This is a genomic window from Paenibacillus sophorae, from assembly GCF_018966525.1.
Taxonomy (GTDB): domain Bacteria; phylum Bacillota; class Bacilli; order Paenibacillales; family Paenibacillaceae; genus Paenibacillus_AQ; species Paenibacillus_AQ sophorae.
Genome location: NZ_CP076607.1, coordinates 5638041 through 5654906, shown reverse-complemented (window position 1 = coordinate 5654906; position 16866 = coordinate 5638041). Strand labels below are relative to the sequence as shown.

The following is a 16866-nucleotide window of genomic DNA, read 5'->3' as shown; positions in this document are numbered from 1 at the left end:
AATGAAGCTGCTTCAATTTATAAAGGACGGACAGGCAAGACTTGGAGTAAAGACCGCGGAAGGAATTATGGATGTGGAATTAACGGCCCGCCGCAGCGGGCTGGAGCTTCCTTTTTCTATGGAAGAAGTCATCAGGAACAGCGCGGCGTTCATTCCCCGGCTTCAAGCGCTGCTGGGCGGTGACCCGCAGTGGCTGAAGGAAGAGGAGATTCAGTATGCGCCCTGCGTTACGAGTCCCCAGAAAATTATCTGTGTAGGGCTGAATTACAGAAGCCATGCGGCTGAATCCGGGCTGGAGACGCCTTTGGTTCCGGTGCTGTTCAGTAAATTTAACAACAGTCTGGCCGCTCACCGTGAGAAGATAACCCTGCCGGATGGCCCGTCGCAGATTGATTACGAAGCGGAGCTTGTTCTGGTCATCGGCAAACGGACATCCGGGGTGTCGAAGGAGGAGGCTCTTTCCAGCATATTCGGTTATACGGTCGGCAACGATCTGTCCGCAAGAGATTTGCAGTTCCGTACAAGCCAGTGGCTGGTCGGCAAATCGCTGGATGGCTTTGCCCCGGTTGGTCCCTGCGTAGTTACCGCTGATGAAGTCGACCCCGGAAGCCTGAACATTGAGTGCCGGGTCAACGGGGAGCTGCGCCAATCGGCGAATACGCGGGATATGATCTTTGGCTGCGCGGAGCTGGTCAGTTATATTTCGGCATACATAACGCTTGAACCGGGAGATCTGATCTTTACAGGCACGCCGGAAGGCGTCATTCTTGGATATCCCGAGGAAGAGCGGATATGGCTGCGATCCGGTGATGAGGTAACGGTCACGATCGAAGGATTGGGTACACTGGAGAACCGGCTCGGATAATGATTATGATTGGTAATGCCTATGCCGCACACCGGACGCGAGGATCCACGGTTCACCTCCGCGTCGCCGGATGCGCAGCGGGTAGTGGTTTCTTTGTGTGCTACTAACGAAGTGAAGTGATAATGGTATTAAGATTTAACGGCCTGAATGCGGGCGGCTCTGGAACTCAGGTCTTCGGCATTGACAGGCCGTTTTCTATTTGGATTTTACAAACGGTATGAAGAACTGTAAGGGATGAGGCAGGATGGAGAATAATCGGCCGGGCGGACTGCCGGAGATTGCGCTGAAATGGATCGCCGGACTTGGAGGCCGTCAGTGGAATTGTGGACTGGCCGAATGCCTGCCTGGGACCGGCGGGAGCCGACGTGGGCCACTGCGGGCTGAACCTGGCGCAGTTCTATGGCGTGGAGGCAGCGGATGCTTTTTTGCTGGCCTACATGGATCGGGCTGGAGCTTCATTCACCTATCATCCTTACTGGGATCTGCTGTCCCTGTTCGACGGCCTGGCCGGAGGTCCACCGCAGGTGTATGGGGGCTGGAAGGCTTTCGGGATGACGGGCTTGACCGACCGGATCGTAGCGGAGAGGATTGACCGATATCAGGCAAGCTTGATAAATAGATTGGGAGGGAACTAAGCAATGGAAACTTTTACATGGAAAATCCGCCTATCGGCGGCCGCGGTCTCTCTATTCCTGCTGGCCGCAGCCGGCACGGCGGCGTCGGCTCAAAGTGATCCGCGTACTTCGTACGTGGGAAATAATTATGATACGTCCTCGGCATCCATCCCGGCGAAAGAAATCAAGGCGCAGTGGACGGCGGCAATGGATTCGGTATCCGACGATTATGCCATGGGCAAGGGTGTCGTGGCGACCGGCGGGGGGGAAGGCGTTTATTATTCAATCCGGACAACTGGCGGCGCTCAATGTGCAGACCGGAGCGCGGGTATGGAAATTCGGCTCAGGCCTTCAGGCTCCGCTGCTCTACCGGAGCGGCGTGCTATATGCGGCATCGAAGACGGGAGCGGTATATGCAATCAATGCCTCGAACGGCAAAAAGGTGTGGGCTTCTCAAGCAGCTAGCCAGGGTGCCGTGCAGCTTGTGACGGACGGGGAACGGTTGCTGGTGAACAACGGAGACATCCAGACCTATGGACTGAAGGATGGAAAGCTGCTGTGGCGTGTCCATGAAGAAAATGGTTTCATCCAGCCGATTGTAGCCGAGGATGGCCTGGTACTGGGGCAAAATTCGGTGTCCGGAGCCTATACATACGATATTTTGCATGCCTATGATGCGGTGACGGGCAAGCAGTTGTGGAAGGCGGCCAACCATGATCTTCCCGCCGCGGTCAAAGATGGGACGGTCATTTCCCAAAGAGAAGGCACTTTGGTGGAGGCGGTGGACTTGACCTCGCTCGATATTCTGGACGGCAAGACCGGCAAAGTGCTCAAGACGGTGATCTATAATCCGCAGAATGTGAACCTTAAGGATCAAGGGCCTGGGGCAGGGAATTTCCCCGCCTGGTATAGCGGCAACAGGATTTATCTGAACGCCGGGAACAAATTATACAGCTATCCGGCGGATGCTGATCCCGCCAAGACGACCAGAGATACGTATTCCGTTGAGAGCGTCGGATTCAGGGACTTGGTGTATGCGGCCGGACCCTATGATGAACGGATTCTTTTTACGAATAATTCCGGGTTGTACGGCGTTAAAACCACCGATAAATCCACGGTATATTACGGAGGACTCCGAAACGACATTGCCCGCTTTGATCTGATCGGACACGGCCTCTATATTATTCAGACCGATGGCAGACTGATCGCGATGCATCTTTGTACGGCCATACCGGTTGTACAGTTGAAAACGGGCGGCAATGTATTCGGTCCAAGCCTCTCCGTGAACGGAATGATTATTGTGCAGAGCAAAGGAAAGGTGCAAGCTTTTAAAGAGCCGGACAGTCTCAAGATGAAATAGCGAACACGAATTATTCTATTGACAAACTTTGACTGGCAATCGTAAAATATGTTTATTAATCCTATAAGCTTAGTTGGATAAAAGTTGACCGGATAACCGGAGGCTCTGAAGAAACAGCAATGTACCTATGCGTACAGCTGCTGTAATTTTCAGGGCCTTTCTTGTTTATTATCCGGAGGCATAGACATCCTTGTCGTCTTCAGGAGTGAATAAAATCACAATGAAACGGGGTAGAAGCAATGACGAAGTATCTGTTCACATCGGAGTCTGTAACGGAAGGACATCCCGATAAAATTTGCGACCAAATATCAGATGCCATTCTGGATTCGATTCTGGAGCAGGACGCAAATGGCCGGGTGGCTTGCGAGGTGGCGGTGACTACGGGTCTGGTGCTGATCGCGGGAGAAATCTCGACTTCGGCAACCGTCAATATTCCGGCAATTGCCCGGGAGACGATCGTGCGGATCGGTTATGACCATTCCTCTCTCGGCTTCGACGGCAATACCTGCGCCATTCTCAGCTCGCTTGACGAACAATCGGCCGATATCGCCAGAGGCGTGGACAACGCGCTGGAAACCAGACAGCTTGAGAACGCGGAAGAGAACGGCGGCGAAATCGGGGCCGGCGATCAAGGCCTGATGTTCGGCTATGCGACAGATGAGACGCCGGAGCTGTTTCCGCTGCCGATTTCGCTGGCCCACCGGCTGGCCAGAAGACTGGCGGAGGCAAGAAAGAGCGGCCTGCTGCCTTATCTGCGGCCGGACGGCAAGACGCAGGTGACCGTGGAATATGATGGAGACCGTGCGGTCCGGGTAGATACCATCGTCGTCTCGACGCAGCATGCCCCTGAAATCGGGCTTGATCAAATCTGGAAGGACATTGTTCAGCATGTGGTGGAGCCGACGGTTCCGGAAGAACTGCTGGACGAGAACACCAAATACTATATTAATCCGACGGGACGCTTTGTTGTGGGCGGGCCGAACGGTGACGCCGGACTGACCGGCAGAAAAATCATTGTGGATACCTACGGCGGCTACGCGCGGCATGGCGGGGGCGCGTTCAGCGGGAAGGACCCGACGAAGGTAGACAGAAGCGCCGCGTATGCCGCGCGTTATGTAGCCAAGAATATCGTGGCGGCCGGTCTGGCGCGCAGAGCCGAAATCCAGCTTGCCTATGCGATTGGAGTGGCAAGTCCGGTTTCCGTTACGGTGAACAGCTTCGGCACCGGAATTGTGCCGGATGACCGGATCTCGGAAATCGTGAAGGCGACGTTCGACCTGAGACCGGGAGCCATCATTAAGGCGCTTGATCTCAGACGGCCGATCTACAGACAGACGGCGGCCTACGGACATTTTGGAAGAAGCGATCTGAATTTGCCATGGGAGCGCACGGATAAGGCGGAGGCATTAAAAGCCGCAGCCGCTGAACAAGTTATTGGGGCGGCTGAATCGTCTTCCGCCAAATAATCACAAAGCTGGACCGGAGTAATGGCTGGCAGATCAGAAGGATATGCCGACAGGAGGATATAAGGATGGCGAAAACAACAAAGCATATTGCAATCTACGGCAAAGGCGGCATCGGGAAGTCGACAACTACGTCCAATATCAGCGCCGCTCTCGCGGAAGCGGGCTATCGGGTGATCCAGATCGGATGCGATCCCAAAAGCGACTCTACCAATACGCTAAGAGGCGGCGACTATTTGCCGACGGTGATTGACAGCCTGAGAGACAGCGCCAAAGTGAAGCTGCAGGATGTGTCGGCGATCGGATTTAAGGGTGTGCTCTGCATCGAAGCGGGCGGCCCGGTACCTGGCGTGGGCTGCGCGGGGCGCGGCATCAATGCCGCTGTCAGCCTGCTTCAAGAGCTTAATGTCTTTGAAGAATTCGAAGCCGATTATGTGCTGTATGACGTCCTGGGAGATGTGGTGTGCGGCGGCTTCGCCGTACCGATCCGCGACGGAATTACTGACAGAGCCTATGTAGTCAGTTCCTCGGACTTCATGGCGATCTACGCCGCCAACAATCTGTTCAAGGCGATCGGCAAATACGCTCCATCCGGAGGAGCAAAGCTCGGCGGCATCATCGGAAACAGTATTCTGCCCGGTTACCCGGAATCGCTGATCACGGATTTCGCGAAGAGAACAGGCGCAGCTGTAGCCGGTTTCGTCCCACGTTCACCTGTCGTTGCCCAGAGCGAGCTCTACGGCAAAACGGTGATTGAAGCCAATCCAGGCTCGGAGCAGGCCGATGTGTACCGGAAGCTGGCCGCGCATGTGGCCGGCAACGAGAACCTGTCGGTTCCGAGTCCGCTGAATGTCACAGACCTTCGCGATTGGGCCAGAAGCTGGGGAGACGCCATCAATCAGGAGGCGGCTTCTTTCTCCGCCTCAGCACGGTAAGGAGACGAACAATGAACGAGACCAGACAACGGCTTCCCCGTACGAGGGAAAAGCGCAGGGGCGCGCTGACCGCTTACCAAGGCGACTGCGCAGCCCTGGCGGATGAACTGGAGAGGGAAGAGCCAAGGCAAAGAATCCGCACATATTCGGAAACGAGCGACGACGAGGTTATTGGCGCCATTCGGCTTTTGGGCCGAATCAGCGGCAGTGTCACCATTATTCATAGTCCGCCGGGCTGCGGCGCAATCAAGCTTGAAGATGAGCTTAAGGCAGGCGGCAGTCCCTGGTTGATTACGAATATTGAAGAGAACGACTCGATCCTGGGCGCCGATGACAAGCTCAGGGAAGCGGTGGATCTTGCGTACCGGACATGGCGTCCTGAGATTATTTTCATCCTTGCAACGCCTGTGGTGGCCATTAATAATGACGATATCCAGTCCGCAGCGACGGAAAAGGAAGACCTCTACAACATTCCGGTAGTACCGGTATTTGCCGCAGGCTTCCGTTCCAGAACTGCTGTGTACGGTTATGATCTGGTATTTCATGCGCTGGCCAAATACGTATTGAAAGGCGAGCCAAGCGCATCCCCCATCCCGGCTGTTAACTTAATCGGCGCAGCCGGAACAAGAACGGGCAATATTATCAAAGACTTGAACGGAGCTGGTGTTTCGTATAACAACGTATCAGGAAGTTTGTCGATTTCTGCATTACAGCAATCGCTGAGCGCCTCCGCCTCCATTGCCATTGATAAGGATGACGCCCGTTATCTGCTGGAATGGCTGGAAGAGGCGCATGGCGTCGTTCATTTGGAGGAAACCGCGCCGATCGGCCTTGCCGGAACGGAGCGGTGGCTGCTCGCAGCCGCCGGAGCCGGCGGCTCAACCGGACAGGCGCGGGCTTATATTCAAGAGGAGAAAGCTGCGGCGGCGCAAGCTTTGGAGCGGCAGCGGCTGGATGGAGTCTCCGTCTTTGTCGACCTCCCTCCCGAGCAGGCGTTCGGAATAGCGGATTTCGTGGAAGAGCTGGGGGGAGAAGTGGCGGCTTTAAGTTTGACTCACGCCGACAGTTCGCATGCACCAAGACTCAGGGAGTGGGCTCGCCGGAGTAATCCGCAGGTATACATTCAGCCGGGACAGCCTTTCGAGAAGATCAACGCGCTGGGGAAATTAGAGCCCGGTCTATATATCGGGAAGGGCGAGGCTGCCGTATGGGCGGCAAGAGCGGGGATCGCCGCGGTCGCTGTCGATTCCGTTGATTTGTACGGCTTCGGGGGCGTTCGGGAGCTCGCCCCGCTTGTTGCCAACGCGCTGCGCAACACGGCGCTCAGCCGCTATTTAAGCGCCGGAGGCTCCTCTTACCGGGCGGGCTGGCTGAGTAAAAGCGTGAACTGGCATATCAAGCAGGAGGTGAAATAGGATGGGAACGACGACGGCGGGAAACCGGAACAGCTGTATGCTGCATGGAGCGGTCCAGACGATCAAGTCGATTGAAGGCGCTGTGCCCATCATCCATTCCACCTCGGGCTGCGGCGTCCAGCAGTATGCCGGGGTCAGTAGCCTAAGCGGAAACGGCGGTTCAGGCTACACAGGTGGCCTCGGCATTCCGTCGACCAATTTTCTGGAAAGACAGGTCGTGTTCGGCGGAAGCTCAAGACTCAGAGAGCAGCTCAAAAATACGGTGAAGATCAAGGACGGGGACTTCTACGTGGTGCTCACCGGCTGTACGCCTGAGCTTGTCGGCGACGATGTGCCGGCGATGACCAAAGAGCTGCAGGAGCAGCAATATAAAGCCATTCATATCAGCACTCCCGGTTTTAAGGGGAGCGTCCATAACGGTTATACGGCTGCGTTGACCGGCCTGCTGCGCCAGTTCGACAAGATCACCTGTACGCCCGAAGAGCAGCATCCAACCAGAGAGAAGGATGACCGTCTGGTGAATCTGCTTGGCATCATTCCGGAGCAGGATGTGTTCTGGCGCGGAAATCTGAAGGGACTCAAGGATAGCCTGAAGGGGATCGGCGCCTCCGCGAATGTGCTGTTTGGACCGGATGCGGACGAGCAGGAGTGGACAACCATTTTCAACGCGGCACTGAATGTCTCATTCTCCGCGCACAGTCTGGAAATCTGTGAATGGCTGGAAAGCAACGCAGGCATTCCCTATGTTCACTTTGATGGATATCCGGTAGGCGCACAGCAGACCGGGGAACTGTTAAGATGCATCGGGAAGCAGCTTGATCTGGAGCAAGAGAAGGTCGAGGCATGGATCGCCCGCAAAGAAAATAACGAGAGATACTACATCCTGCAGTTTCTGGATGCTTACTACAAGCATGGCTTTCAGAAAAAGTTCGCTCTGGTTGGCGATAGCGCAGTCGTGCTCGGACCGGCCCGCTTTCTGACCGATCCGCTCGGTCTGCTGCCTTCCCTGATTGTTGTAACCGACGACCTCCCGCAGCAGGTCCGCGATTCGATTGTCCGGCAGTGGAATGAACAGCAGCCGGGTTCGGAGGCGAGAATTATATTTGAGAGCGACGCAAAGGTCATTGAGGAACTGTTGATAGCGGAGGATATTGAGCTGCTGCTAGGAAGCTCGATCGAGAGCCGCGCGGCGGAACGGAAGGGCATTCCATTTGTTCCCGTGTCATTTCCGCTTGCAGAGAGAATCGTGCTTACGAAAGGCTATGCCGGCTTTGACGGCGCGTTCACGCTGCTTGAGGATGTGGGAGACGGCATTCTAGGCAATGATTCAAGATATTTACAAGATCTAACGGGTGCGGGGAGTGATAGGGATGAGCAGGGAACAAATCCGAAGCCAGCTTTTTCAGGAATTGAAAATTAAGAATGAGGTGAATATCGAGGGAGTAGCGGCCGATCCGGCCATATTCCGGCATCTGGACCTCGGTGGTGAGTTTCAGGAGCAAGTTCATTTATGCTTTGAAATGGACCATGAAACCCATGAGGACTTCGACCTGCCCACCGGTTATTCCACACCTGGCGGTTTGCGGGTCCCATTTCACTGGGATAGCAGATCGGATTACCGGATTGTATATGACGGCGGTGAATACGTGCTGACGCAAAAGGGCAAAGGACTGTTTCCCGTGTCGTTCGACAAGCGGCCGAAATATTACGGTCTGAGCGCTTCGGATGGAACTCCCTTCTCCCGGATTGCCGGATATTCTACGGGATATGCTGGCGGAGGCACAGTATCCATCGCCTATAGCAATGAATGCTCACTGAAAGAAAAAGGACAGGATTGCCTGTTCTGCAATATCAACGCGACCAAGGATACCTACTCCGAGATTCAGGGCATCGGATGGAAAAATCCGAAGCAGATCGGCGAAGCGGTTGCCGCAGCTTACCGGCTGGATGGGGTGAAGCATACCAATCTGACCGGGGGCTTCGTGCCTGAGCGGCGGGAGGTCGATTATTATTTGGACGTCGCCGAGGCGATTCAGGAGAGCACCGGACTTCAGGATTTCAACGGAACCGCGGTTATTGGCGCCCCGCTGGATCTCAGCATTATCGACCGCTACAAGGAAGCGGGCTTCCGGACCCTGGCGCTGAATCTGGAGATGTGGGACCCGAAATTTTACGCGGCGATTCTTCCGGGCAAGGTAGCGGAATGCGGCGGACGGGAGCACTGGATCAAAGCGATCGAATACGCGGCCAAGGTGTTCGGCAAAGGCAAGGTAAGATCGGGGTTTGTCGCGGGCATCGAACCGAAGAAGGCGACGCTTGCGGGCGTGGAGTATTTCGCTTCCATCGGCGTGTTGTCCCTGACTGGGGCTTGGACGCCCAACCCGGGATCGGCGCTGGAGGGCCACCGGACGCCGCACGCTGAATGGCATTTGGATATGGCTTATCAATGTCACGAGATCTTTAAGAAATACGGATTCTCTTACCAGGACTACTTCGATATTGCGCCAAGCCCGAATTTCCTGATCCATGATCTATTCGCGATTGACGAGGAGATCGTTCCCGCGTTCGGCGAAGCAAAAGAGGGAGAACGAATAGCACAGCGGTAACCCCGCCATACGAGTAGGACGAGTAGGACTGCCTGATCGAGATCGGGCGGTCTTTTTCGAAATATAGGAAAGTATAAGCTGCTTTATTTTTTCGTTGACAGTCTTGCAAATCGATGATATTTTAATAATCATAAATCAGATGAAAATACTATGAATTAAATCACAGTATGCCGACTGTTCATGCAGAGGTGCTGCGTCGTAGACGCAATGCCTCTGCATTTTTTTATGCAAGAACGGATAAGATGGGGCTTGAATGAAAAGGAGGAGCAGACAATGGGAGAGACGCTGCTGGATATATCCAATCTGAATAAGTCTTTTGAAACCGCGGGCGGTCCGGTGCAGGCGCTGCATAATGTTGAGCTGCGTGTGGAGGAAGGGGAATTTATTACGGTCATTGGCCCGAGCGGCTGCGGTAAAAGCACGCTGCTTCGCATCGTCGCTGGTCTGGACAGCGGTTACAGCGGGACGGTGACACTGGAAGGTGCGAAGATCAACGGCCCGGGCATTGACAAGGGATTTATTTTTCAGGAGCACCGCCTTTTTCCCTGGCTGACCGTGGAGAAGAATATCGCTTCCGATCTGTCGCTGCGCGATCCCGGGGTCCGCAGAAGGGTGGATGAACTTATCGAGCTGGTGAAGCTGAAGGGCTTCGAGAAGTCATATCCCCGTGAACTGTCCGGCGGCATGGCCCAGAGGGTGGCGATTGCCCGGGCGCTGCTGCGAAATCCGAAAATTCTTCTGCTTGACGAGCCATTCGGCGCGCTGGATGCTTTTACCCGGGCGCATATGCAGTCAGTGCTGTTGGATATATGGCGCACCAACCGGACGACGATGATCTTTGTAACCCATGATATCGAAGAGGCGGTCTTTCTGGGCAACCGGGTTGTCATTCTTGAGCCGCGGCCAGGGAAGATCCGCAAAATCGTCCGCATTGATCTGCCGTATCCTCGCAAAAAGACGACTACTTCTTTTCAAGAGCTGCGGCTGAAGGTGCTCAGCGAGTTTGAAAAGGTCGAGGAACTGGAGCTAACCGACGGAGCGGGCATTTAGTCTGCCTTATATCCGATTAAATTCATTTGAATTATATGTTTTATTCGAGAGAAGGAGGGAGTATTCATGAGCAACCGTACCGTAGCGATAAGAACCGCGGGCAAGCCTGGAAAATCGGTTCAAATTCTGCTTGGTCTGCTGCTGCCGGTAACCGTTCTAGCTCTTTGGCAAACGCTGGGGCACTACGGAATCATCTCGGATATGCTGTTTCCGACGCCGTACACGATAGCAGCATCTTTTGTTTCGCTTGCGGCCTCGGGGGATTTATGGAGCAATCTTCGGATCAGCGCCGTCCGGGTCCTGCTCGGTTTTGCACTCGGCGGGGGTTCTGGCCTGGCGTTCGGGATTCTGGTCGGACTGTTCAAACGCTCGGAGAAGCTGCTTGATCCTTCACTCCAGATGATCCGCATGATTCCAAGCCTTGCGGTAGTCCCGTTGTTCATCCTCTGGTTTGGCATCGGGGAGGAGTCGAAGGTGCTGCTGATTGCCAAAGCTGCGTTCTTCCCGATTTATATTAATACTTTCATGGGGATCCGCAGCGTGGACAACAAGTTGTTCGAAGTATCCCGGGTGCTCGGCTTCAGCAGACCGAAGCAGATACTTAAGCTCGTGCTCCCGGCGGCGGTGCCGAATATTATGCTCGGCGTCCGCCTGTCGATTGGACTGTCCTGGCTCGGTCTGGTCGTTGCGGAGCTGATCGCATCCACCTCAGGCATTGGCTATATGATGTCCGATGCCCGCCAATTTGCCGATACGCCGGTTGTATTCGTCGGCATTATCATCTTCGCGGTCTGCGGTCTGCTGAGCGATGCGGCGATACGTCTGATTGAACACCGGCTGCTCCGCTGGAAAGAAGAATACAAAGGATAGAAAGGAGAGAAAGCCATGAGTGAAGGAGCCAAAATCATTATGCAGCCGGGAACAGGCGTACGGCAAGAAAGCGGAAAGCTTAAAGCGGTACTCGGAAAAGCGGCGGCAACCCGGCGGACGTTTTCATGGAAACGGTACTTGTCCAATCTTGGCGCCGGGGCGATTATTCCGATATTGGCGGTTGGATTGTGGCAGACCGCCGGGAGCGCGGGATGGGTATCACCCGAATTTCTGCCGACACCGCTGGCCATCGCCCGGTCTTTTGCCCGCCTGGCGGTATCGGGGGGGCTTGCGCACCATCTTGGAGTCAGTCTGGGGCGTGCGTTCCTGGGCTTTCTGATCGGAGGCGCGTTCGGCCTGCTGCTGGGCATCCTGACGGGTCTGTTCCGCAGAGCGGAATATTTGCTTGACCCAAGCGTTCAGGTGCTGCGTCTGGTACCCCATCTGGCGATTGCTCCGCTGATCATTCTTTGGTTCGGCTTTGGGGAAGTGTCTAAAGTGGTCATTATTCTCAGCGGCTCTTTTTTTCCTCTCTACATCAATACCTTTGTGGGTATCCGTCATATGGAGGACAAGCTGCTGGAGGTCGGAAGGGTGCTTGGTTTTAGTCCCTATCAGCGGCTGCGCCGGCTTATCCTGCCAGCGGCCCTGCCTAATATTCTTCTTGGCCTGCGCTTATCGCTGGCGGTCTCCTGGATCGGTCTGGTGGTTGCGGAGCTGATCGGCTCGCAATCGGGCGTTGGTTTCCTTATTAATGAAGCAAAGCAAAATTCCAATACGGAAATTATCTTTGTCGGCATTCTCATATTCGCCTTTGTCGGCAAGCTGATTGATTCCATTGTCCGGGTATTGGAACACCGATTATTGTTCTGGCGGGACAGCTACCGGGGATGATTTCAGAACCCGCTGTCTTGAGATGAAGATGAAGGTGAAATTTACAACATAGATTCGGGGAGGGAACAGCAATGAATGAAACGGTAAAAAAGGGTTCACTGGATTTGAAGGCGGATGTATTGGTGATTGGTGGAGGTCCGGCGGGTACATGGGCCGCTCTGACCGCCTCGGCCAGGGGCGCCAAGGTCGTGCTGGCCGACAAGGGCTACTGCGGCTCCAGCGGCGCAACCGCCCCGTCCGGAACGGGCGTCTGGTATGTGGAACCCGATAAGGAGCTTCGCGAGAATGCGAAGGCAAGCCGTTTCATTCTGGGCGGCAGCTTGGCGGAGCACAGCTGGATGGACCGGGTGCTTAGTCGGACGTATGAGAATATGAACCGTCTCGGCATGTCGGGGTATCCGTATCCGGTGGACGAATTCGGCAATCCGCATCGCCGCAACCTGCAGGGGCCGGAGTATATGAGGCTGATGCGCAAGCTGGTAAAAAAAGCGGGCGTCACAATCCTCGATCACAGCCCGGCCTTGGAACTGCTGGCCGACGGACATGGTGTAGCCGGCGCATTCGGAGTGCAGACGCAGAGCGGGGAAACCTGGCGCGTCATAGCCGGAGCGGTTGTGATCGCCACCGGCGGCTGCGCGTTCTTAAGCAAAGCGCTGGGCTGCAATGTTCTGACAGGCGACGGGCTTTTGCTTGCCGCCGAGGCGGGCGCGGCAATGTCGGGGATGGAGTTCTCCAACGCCTATGCCATCTGCCCGACATTCTCCTCCGTGACCAAGACGGCGTATTACAGCTATGCAAGCTTTTATTATGAGGACGGAAGTATAGTGGAAGGCGCGGGTTCGAAGAAGGGACGCTCCGTCATTGCCCGGAATCTTCTGGAAGGGCGTCAAGTCTATGCCCGGCTGGATCAGGCTCCTGAGGACTTACAGCCAATCCTGCGGGTCGCACAGACGAATTTCTTCCTGCCTTTTGACCGGCTGGGCATCAATCCGTTCAAGGATGCCTTTCCTGTGACGCTTCGGCTGGAAGGCACCGTCCGCGGAACCGGCGGCATCCGGATTACGGACGAGGCTTGCGGAACGGGCGTACCCGGGCTGTACGCGGCCGGGGATGCCGCAACCCGCGAACTGATCTGCGGCGGCTTTACCGGCGGCGGCAGTCACAATGCGGCCTGGGCTATATCCTCTGGCTCCTTTGCCGGAGAGGGGGCGGCCGACTATTCGCTGAGCCTTGGACGGCATGCCTCAGGCCGTGCTCCGGTCGGACTGTCTTCCTTGGCGCTTACGCAACGGACAGCGCAGCCGGACGCGGCTGTCCGAACATCAGAATATATCACTGCCGTACAGGCGGAGGTAGCGCCTTACGACGTTAACCTATTGCGTACCGGGGAACGCCTCGCGGATTCCCTCGGCCGGCTGAACCAGCTGTGGAAGGAGCAGCGCGGTCAGGAGGTGCAGCTTACGGCGCAAGGCGTTAAGCGGCGGGAAGCGGCGGCCATGACGGCAACGGCGCGCTGGATGTATTCCTCGGCGCTTGCCCGGACCGAAACAAGAGGCATGCATAAGCGCGAAGATTACAAGGCAATCGATGGGAATCAGCATTACCGGTTAATCAGCGGCGGACTGGATGAAGTCTGGGTAAAGCCGGAAGAAACGGCAAAGGAGAGTGTGCCGTCATGATAGAGGTTATCAGCGCGGACCGGTGCATCGGCTGCAATCAATGCGTGTCTGTATGCCCGACCAACGTGTTTGACCGGTCGGAAGGTAAGATTCCCGTCATTGCAAGGCAGGACGATTGCCAGACCTGCTTCATGTGTGAGCTGTACTGCCCCGTTGACGCCTTGTATGTGGCGCCGGATTCGGAAGCTGCAACGGATATTACGGAGACGGAGGTTAAGGAGCAGGGGCTGCTCGGCGGTTACCGTGAGAAAGTCGGCTGGGGAAAAGGACGACAGCCTGTGGCCAGCCACGCCTATATGGTCCAATTATCACGCCGGGCGGGTTTCTAGCGGCCCGGCATCATAATAAGCAAATGTTTAACTCGAGGGGAGAAATCGGGATGTCAAAGGTTTATAGAGAGCTTCAAGGGGTCGGCGCTAAAGCTATGCGGCTGGCGCTTATTGCAAGTGTGGTCATGGTTATGCTGATCATTTCAGCCTGCGGAAACAGCGGGAATTCGGGCGGCAATAGTTCCTCGGCTGCGGGAGGAACGGATACGGCATCGGCGACAGACAGCGGGAATGCGGCAAAGAGCAGCGTTCCGGCAGTTTTGAATTACGGCTTCATCGGGGCCAACAAGCTGAATTTGCCCGGCGGGGCGGAGGGCTGGGGTTTCTATAAGGGGATTATTCAGGAAGAACTTAAGAAATACGGTGTTACGGAAGTGAAGCTGACCAGCTTCCCGAACGGTCCCGACCAGACAGAATCGCTGATTAGCGGCCGGCTCGATTTCGGTTCCCTTGGAGACACCCCCGCGATTATTGCTTATGCAGGCGGCGCCAAGACCCGTATTATCGGCCAAGGGTCGGCCCATACCGTCGGTTACCTGATTGCCAAAAAGGATGGTCCAAAGACGGTGAAGGATCTTGAGGGCAAAACCATTGCGACGCAGAAGGGTTCATTCATGCACCGTTACCTGGTAGGACTGCTGAAAGAAGAGGGTGTCACGGACTACAAGCTTGTGCATATGCTCATTCCCGACGCCACTGCCGCCCTCGCGCGCGGAGATATCGACGCAACGACCAACAATGGTGTTCTGGCACTGAAGCAGATTGCTGCCGGTTATCCTCTCCTGGATGATTCCTCCAAGCATCCGAATCTGCTAGGCTCCAGCGTGACCGTTGTATCGGAAGATTATCTGGCGAAGTTTCCAGATTTCGCGAAAGTCTGGAATGAGGCGCGCGAGAAGGCGTTGGCCGATTTGAAGCAGCATGAGGACGAATATTACCAGTTCCTGGCCGAGATTGGGGATACGACGCCGGAAATTGCCAAGCAAGCAAACCCAATTAGCGATTTGAAGGATACGGCCTTTTCGGATGACGGACTTGCGCTGCTGGAAGGGACCAAGAACTTTCTAGTGGAAGAAAAGCTGGCCAAAAAAGATTTCAAAATCAGCGATTGGCAGTTGAAATGAATACGGCTGGCAGCTCGAATAACGCTTCACCGGACAGTTTCGGGGAAAATGAAAATGAGCGAATGCGGGCAAGATAGAAAAAAGGAAGAGGCCGGGAATTCCGGTCTTTTCTTTTGTGGGGGCTGGAAATCAAGTGCATTTTTTATATACGAAGTGCGCAGAAGATAATATACGAAGTTAGCGAACCGTTTTTTTCAGCAGGCACCTCCCCCAGGGCTACCAAGGAATGATTGTGGCTCTGATCAAAGGTGGTGAAGCTTTCACTGATGAATATGCTAAGCAGGATGAAGTCCATAACCAGATTAATGAGGTAAGCAGTAAAGTTCAGAGGTTTCCTGATTTTACGGTTTCCTGGTGGATAAATCCGCGAATGCTGATTATCAAGCGCGAAGGCATAATGATCCCGCTGGAGAAAGAATTGATTGAGCTGGGCTACGAGAATACGCTTAAGACGACCAAACGGAAGATGGAGAAGCGTTATTTGGAGACGACCACCATCGCGCCTTTGCTTGGCAAAGAATTGGCTGATATCTACGTGGACTGGGATTTTGATAAAGATAAGAGCGTCATCGCATATACGTTCAACTAATATATGGTTAAGGCGGAAGTGGGTCGGACATGCAAATGAGCCGAACATAAGCCGAAGGAAGGGGGAAGCATCCCTTTCTTCGGCTTTTTCATTTTTGCGGCAATCATGATATGGTGGGACAGTTACCAGGAGGGTTGGCGAATGGGAGAACATATTCAGAAGGTTCTGTATGTGGAAGATAATCCGCTGAATATGGCGCTGATGCATCATCTATTCAAAAAAAAGCTGCCTTCCGTCCTGCTTCTTGAAGCCGATAGCAAAAGGTGTCCCAGCAGTCACTTTCATGGCTGCTGGGACACCCGCAGTATAAAGTGTAATCCCTACGACTTTTTCTGGTCGTACATATTGCGGTCGGCGAGCGTAATCAGCACGGACACGGTGTTGTCGTCGTCCGGATACAGGGCGGAGCCAATGGAGATATTGACGGGCAGATTCATCTTGCCTGACAGGCGGGCGATGCTATTCTTGATCCGGAGCTTGATCTCTTCCACCTCGGATGGGCTGGAACACAGTCCGCACAACAGAAACTCATCTCCTCCCCAGCGGATGGCAATGGTACGCTTGCCCCTCTCCAGCAGCAGAATCTTGCTGATTTCAATAAGCACGGTGTCTCCGGTCTCATGAGTCAGCGTATCATTGATCCACTTGAAATTATCGCAGTCGATGGCGAGGACAAACACTTTATGCCGGGTGCGGTCTGCGGCTGCCATCATTTTCGCGATTCGGACATCCGTATTTCTTCGGTTCAAGAGTCCGGTCAAAGGATCTCTCTCGGAATTAAAAATGGCCCGGTCGTATTGAAGACCCGCCCAATAGCATATCACCGTAAATAGGGGGTACCCTAACCAGTCCGGCATTGTGATGTCTCTGCCGCTAAGGACGTAGTAAAGGAGATAGAGGCTGTGCAGCACAAGATAAATGCTGATGGCCAGAATCCTTCCTGTATATTTCATATAAAACACCTCATAAGTAGGCTGATAGACCTATTTTAGCAAGTATATCATACTGTTTATCGAATTATTAGTTGTAAATATTAATAAATTGTACATGAAAAAAAGCAATGAAGGCATGAT

General features: G+C 54.6%; 16 protein-coding genes. 15 read left to right on the top strand and 1 reads right to left on the bottom strand.

What is annotated here, in order from left to right:
• Position 1: 1 nt before the first annotated feature.
• The 15 genes from KP014_RS27455 (at position 2) to KP014_RS27385 (ending at position 15793) form a co-directional block, all read left to right on the top strand.
• On the top strand, positions 2-865 hold the full coding sequence (locus KP014_RS27455; protein ID WP_090834478.1) for a fumarylacetoacetate hydrolase family protein: 864 nt from the start codon (positions 2-4) through the stop codon (positions 863-865).
• A 323-nt stretch (positions 866-1188) separates the two neighbouring features.
• On the top strand, positions 1189-1500 hold the full coding sequence (locus tag KP014_RS27450) for a hypothetical protein (RefSeq protein ID WP_090834477.1): 312 nt from the start codon (positions 1189-1191) through the stop codon (positions 1498-1500).
• A gap of 127 nt (positions 1501-1627) precedes the next feature.
• Complete coding sequence (locus KP014_RS27445) at positions 1628-2839, top strand: outer membrane protein assembly factor BamB family protein (protein WP_090834476.1); 1212 nt, start codon at positions 1628-1630, stop codon at positions 2837-2839.
• A gap of 239 nt (positions 2840-3078) precedes the next feature.
• Positions 3079-4305, top strand: a complete 1227-nt coding sequence (gene metK / locus KP014_RS27440) for a methionine adenosyltransferase (RefSeq protein WP_090834475.1) — start codon at positions 3079-3081, stop codon at positions 4303-4305.
• Between the two features lie 65 nt (positions 4306-4370).
• The gene (locus KP014_RS27435) at positions 4371-5237 is read left to right on the top strand and encodes a nucleotide-binding protein (RefSeq protein WP_036595051.1); all 867 of its coding nucleotides are present in this window, start codon (positions 4371-4373) and stop codon (positions 5235-5237) included.
• A gap of 11 nt (positions 5238-5248) precedes the next feature.
• Positions 5249-6652, top strand: coding sequence for a nitrogenase component 1 (locus KP014_RS27430; protein WP_036595053.1), 1404 nt, complete (start codon positions 5249-5251; stop codon positions 6650-6652).
• Between the two features lies 1 nt (position 6653).
• Positions 6654-8072: a nitrogenase component 1 gene (locus tag KP014_RS27425; RefSeq protein WP_051500033.1), complete on the top strand. Its 1419-nt coding sequence runs from the start codon at positions 6654-6656 to the stop codon at positions 8070-8072.
• Entirely contained in the window at positions 8023-9258 is a 1236-nt protein-coding gene (locus KP014_RS27420; protein ID WP_036595054.1) for a radical SAM protein, read from the top strand. The genes KP014_RS27425 and KP014_RS27420 overlap by 50 nt, the downstream gene beginning before the upstream one ends.
• A gap of 273 nt (positions 9259-9531) precedes the next feature.
• Positions 9532-10308: an ABC transporter ATP-binding protein gene (locus KP014_RS27415; protein ID WP_036595057.1), complete on the top strand. Its 777-nt coding sequence runs from the start codon at positions 9532-9534 to the stop codon at positions 10306-10308.
• A gap of 66 nt (positions 10309-10374) precedes the next feature.
• Positions 10375-11178 (top strand): ABC transporter permease, encoded by an 804-nt coding sequence (locus KP014_RS27410; protein WP_036595060.1) that lies wholly within the window; start codon positions 10375-10377, stop codon positions 11176-11178.
• 15 nt (positions 11179-11193) lie between these two features.
• Positions 11194-12072 carry an ABC transporter permease gene (locus tag KP014_RS27405; protein ID WP_036595063.1) on the top strand — a complete coding sequence of 293 codons (879 nt, stop codon included), beginning with the start codon at positions 11194-11196 and terminating at the stop codon, positions 12070-12072.
• 71 nt (positions 12073-12143) lie between these two features.
• Positions 12144-13751 (top strand): FAD-dependent oxidoreductase, encoded by a 1608-nt coding sequence (locus KP014_RS27400; RefSeq protein WP_036595066.1) that lies wholly within the window; start codon positions 12144-12146, stop codon positions 13749-13751.
• The gene (locus KP014_RS27395; protein WP_036595068.1) at positions 13748-14080 is read left to right on the top strand and encodes a 4Fe-4S dicluster domain-containing protein; all 333 of its coding nucleotides are present in this window, start codon (positions 13748-13750) and stop codon (positions 14078-14080) included. Before KP014_RS27400 ends, KP014_RS27395 begins: the two co-directional genes overlap by 4 nt.
• Before the next feature lie 50 nt (positions 14081-14130).
• Positions 14131-15204 (top strand): ABC transporter substrate-binding protein, encoded by a 1074-nt coding sequence (locus KP014_RS27390; RefSeq protein WP_036595070.1) that lies wholly within the window; start codon positions 14131-14133, stop codon positions 15202-15204.
• A gap of 226 nt (positions 15205-15430) precedes the next feature.
• On the top strand, positions 15431-15793 hold the full coding sequence (locus KP014_RS27385; RefSeq protein ID WP_051500038.1) for a Na-translocating system protein MpsC family protein: 363 nt from the start codon (positions 15431-15433) through the stop codon (positions 15791-15793).
• Between the two features lie 320 nt (positions 15794-16113).
• Here the strand turns inward: KP014_RS27385 and KP014_RS27380 are convergent, their stop codons facing one another.
• Positions 16114-16746, bottom strand: a complete 633-nt coding sequence (locus KP014_RS27380; RefSeq protein WP_036595073.1) for a GGDEF domain-containing protein — start codon at positions 16744-16746, stop codon at positions 16114-16116.
• Positions 16747-16866 lie beyond the last annotated feature (120 nt).

Excerpts from the sequence above, each read along its gene's own strand:
- KP014_RS27405 (WP_036595063.1), top strand. The coding sequence starts at position 11,194 with ATGAGTGAAGGAGCCAAAATCATTATGCAGCCGGGAACAGGCGTACGG.
- KP014_RS27385 (WP_051500038.1), top strand. The coding sequence starts at position 15,431 with ATGATTGTGGCTCTGATCAAAGGTGGTGAAGCTTTCACTGATGAATAT.
- KP014_RS27410 (WP_036595060.1), top strand. The coding sequence starts at position 10,375 with ATGAGCAACCGTACCGTAGCGATAAGAACCGCGGGCAAGCCTGGAAAA.
- metK (WP_090834475.1), top strand. The coding sequence starts at position 3,079 with ATGACGAAGTATCTGTTCACATCGGAGTCTGTAACGGAAGGACATCCC.
- KP014_RS27435 (WP_036595051.1), top strand. The coding sequence starts at position 4,371 with ATGGCGAAAACAACAAAGCATATTGCAATCTACGGCAAAGGCGGCATC.
- KP014_RS27400 (WP_036595066.1), top strand. The coding sequence starts at position 12,144 with ATGAATGAAACGGTAAAAAAGGGTTCACTGGATTTGAAGGCGGATGTA.
- KP014_RS27445 (WP_090834476.1), top strand. The coding sequence starts at position 1,628 with ATGATACGTCCTCGGCATCCATCCCGGCGAAAGAAATCAAGGCGCAGT.
- KP014_RS27415 (WP_036595057.1), top strand. The coding sequence starts at position 9,532 with ATGGGAGAGACGCTGCTGGATATATCCAATCTGAATAAGTCTTTTGAA.
- KP014_RS27430 (WP_036595053.1), top strand. The coding sequence starts at position 5,249 with ATGAACGAGACCAGACAACGGCTTCCCCGTACGAGGGAAAAGCGCAGG.
- KP014_RS27420 (WP_036595054.1), top strand. The coding sequence starts at position 8,023 with ATGAGCAGGGAACAAATCCGAAGCCAGCTTTTTCAGGAATTGAAAATT.
- KP014_RS27380 (WP_036595073.1), bottom strand. The coding sequence starts at position 16,746 with ATGAAATATACAGGAAGGATTCTGGCCATCAGCATTTATCTTGTGCTG.
- KP014_RS27390 (WP_036595070.1), top strand. The coding sequence starts at position 14,131 with ATGTCAAAGGTTTATAGAGAGCTTCAAGGGGTCGGCGCTAAAGCTATG.
- KP014_RS27455 (WP_090834478.1), top strand. The coding sequence starts at position 2 with ATGAAGCTGCTTCAATTTATAAAGGACGGACAGGCAAGACTTGGAGTA.
- KP014_RS27395 (WP_036595068.1), top strand. The coding sequence starts at position 13,748 with ATGATAGAGGTTATCAGCGCGGACCGGTGCATCGGCTGCAATCAATGC.
- KP014_RS27425 (WP_051500033.1), top strand. The coding sequence starts at position 6,654 with ATGGGAACGACGACGGCGGGAAACCGGAACAGCTGTATGCTGCATGGA.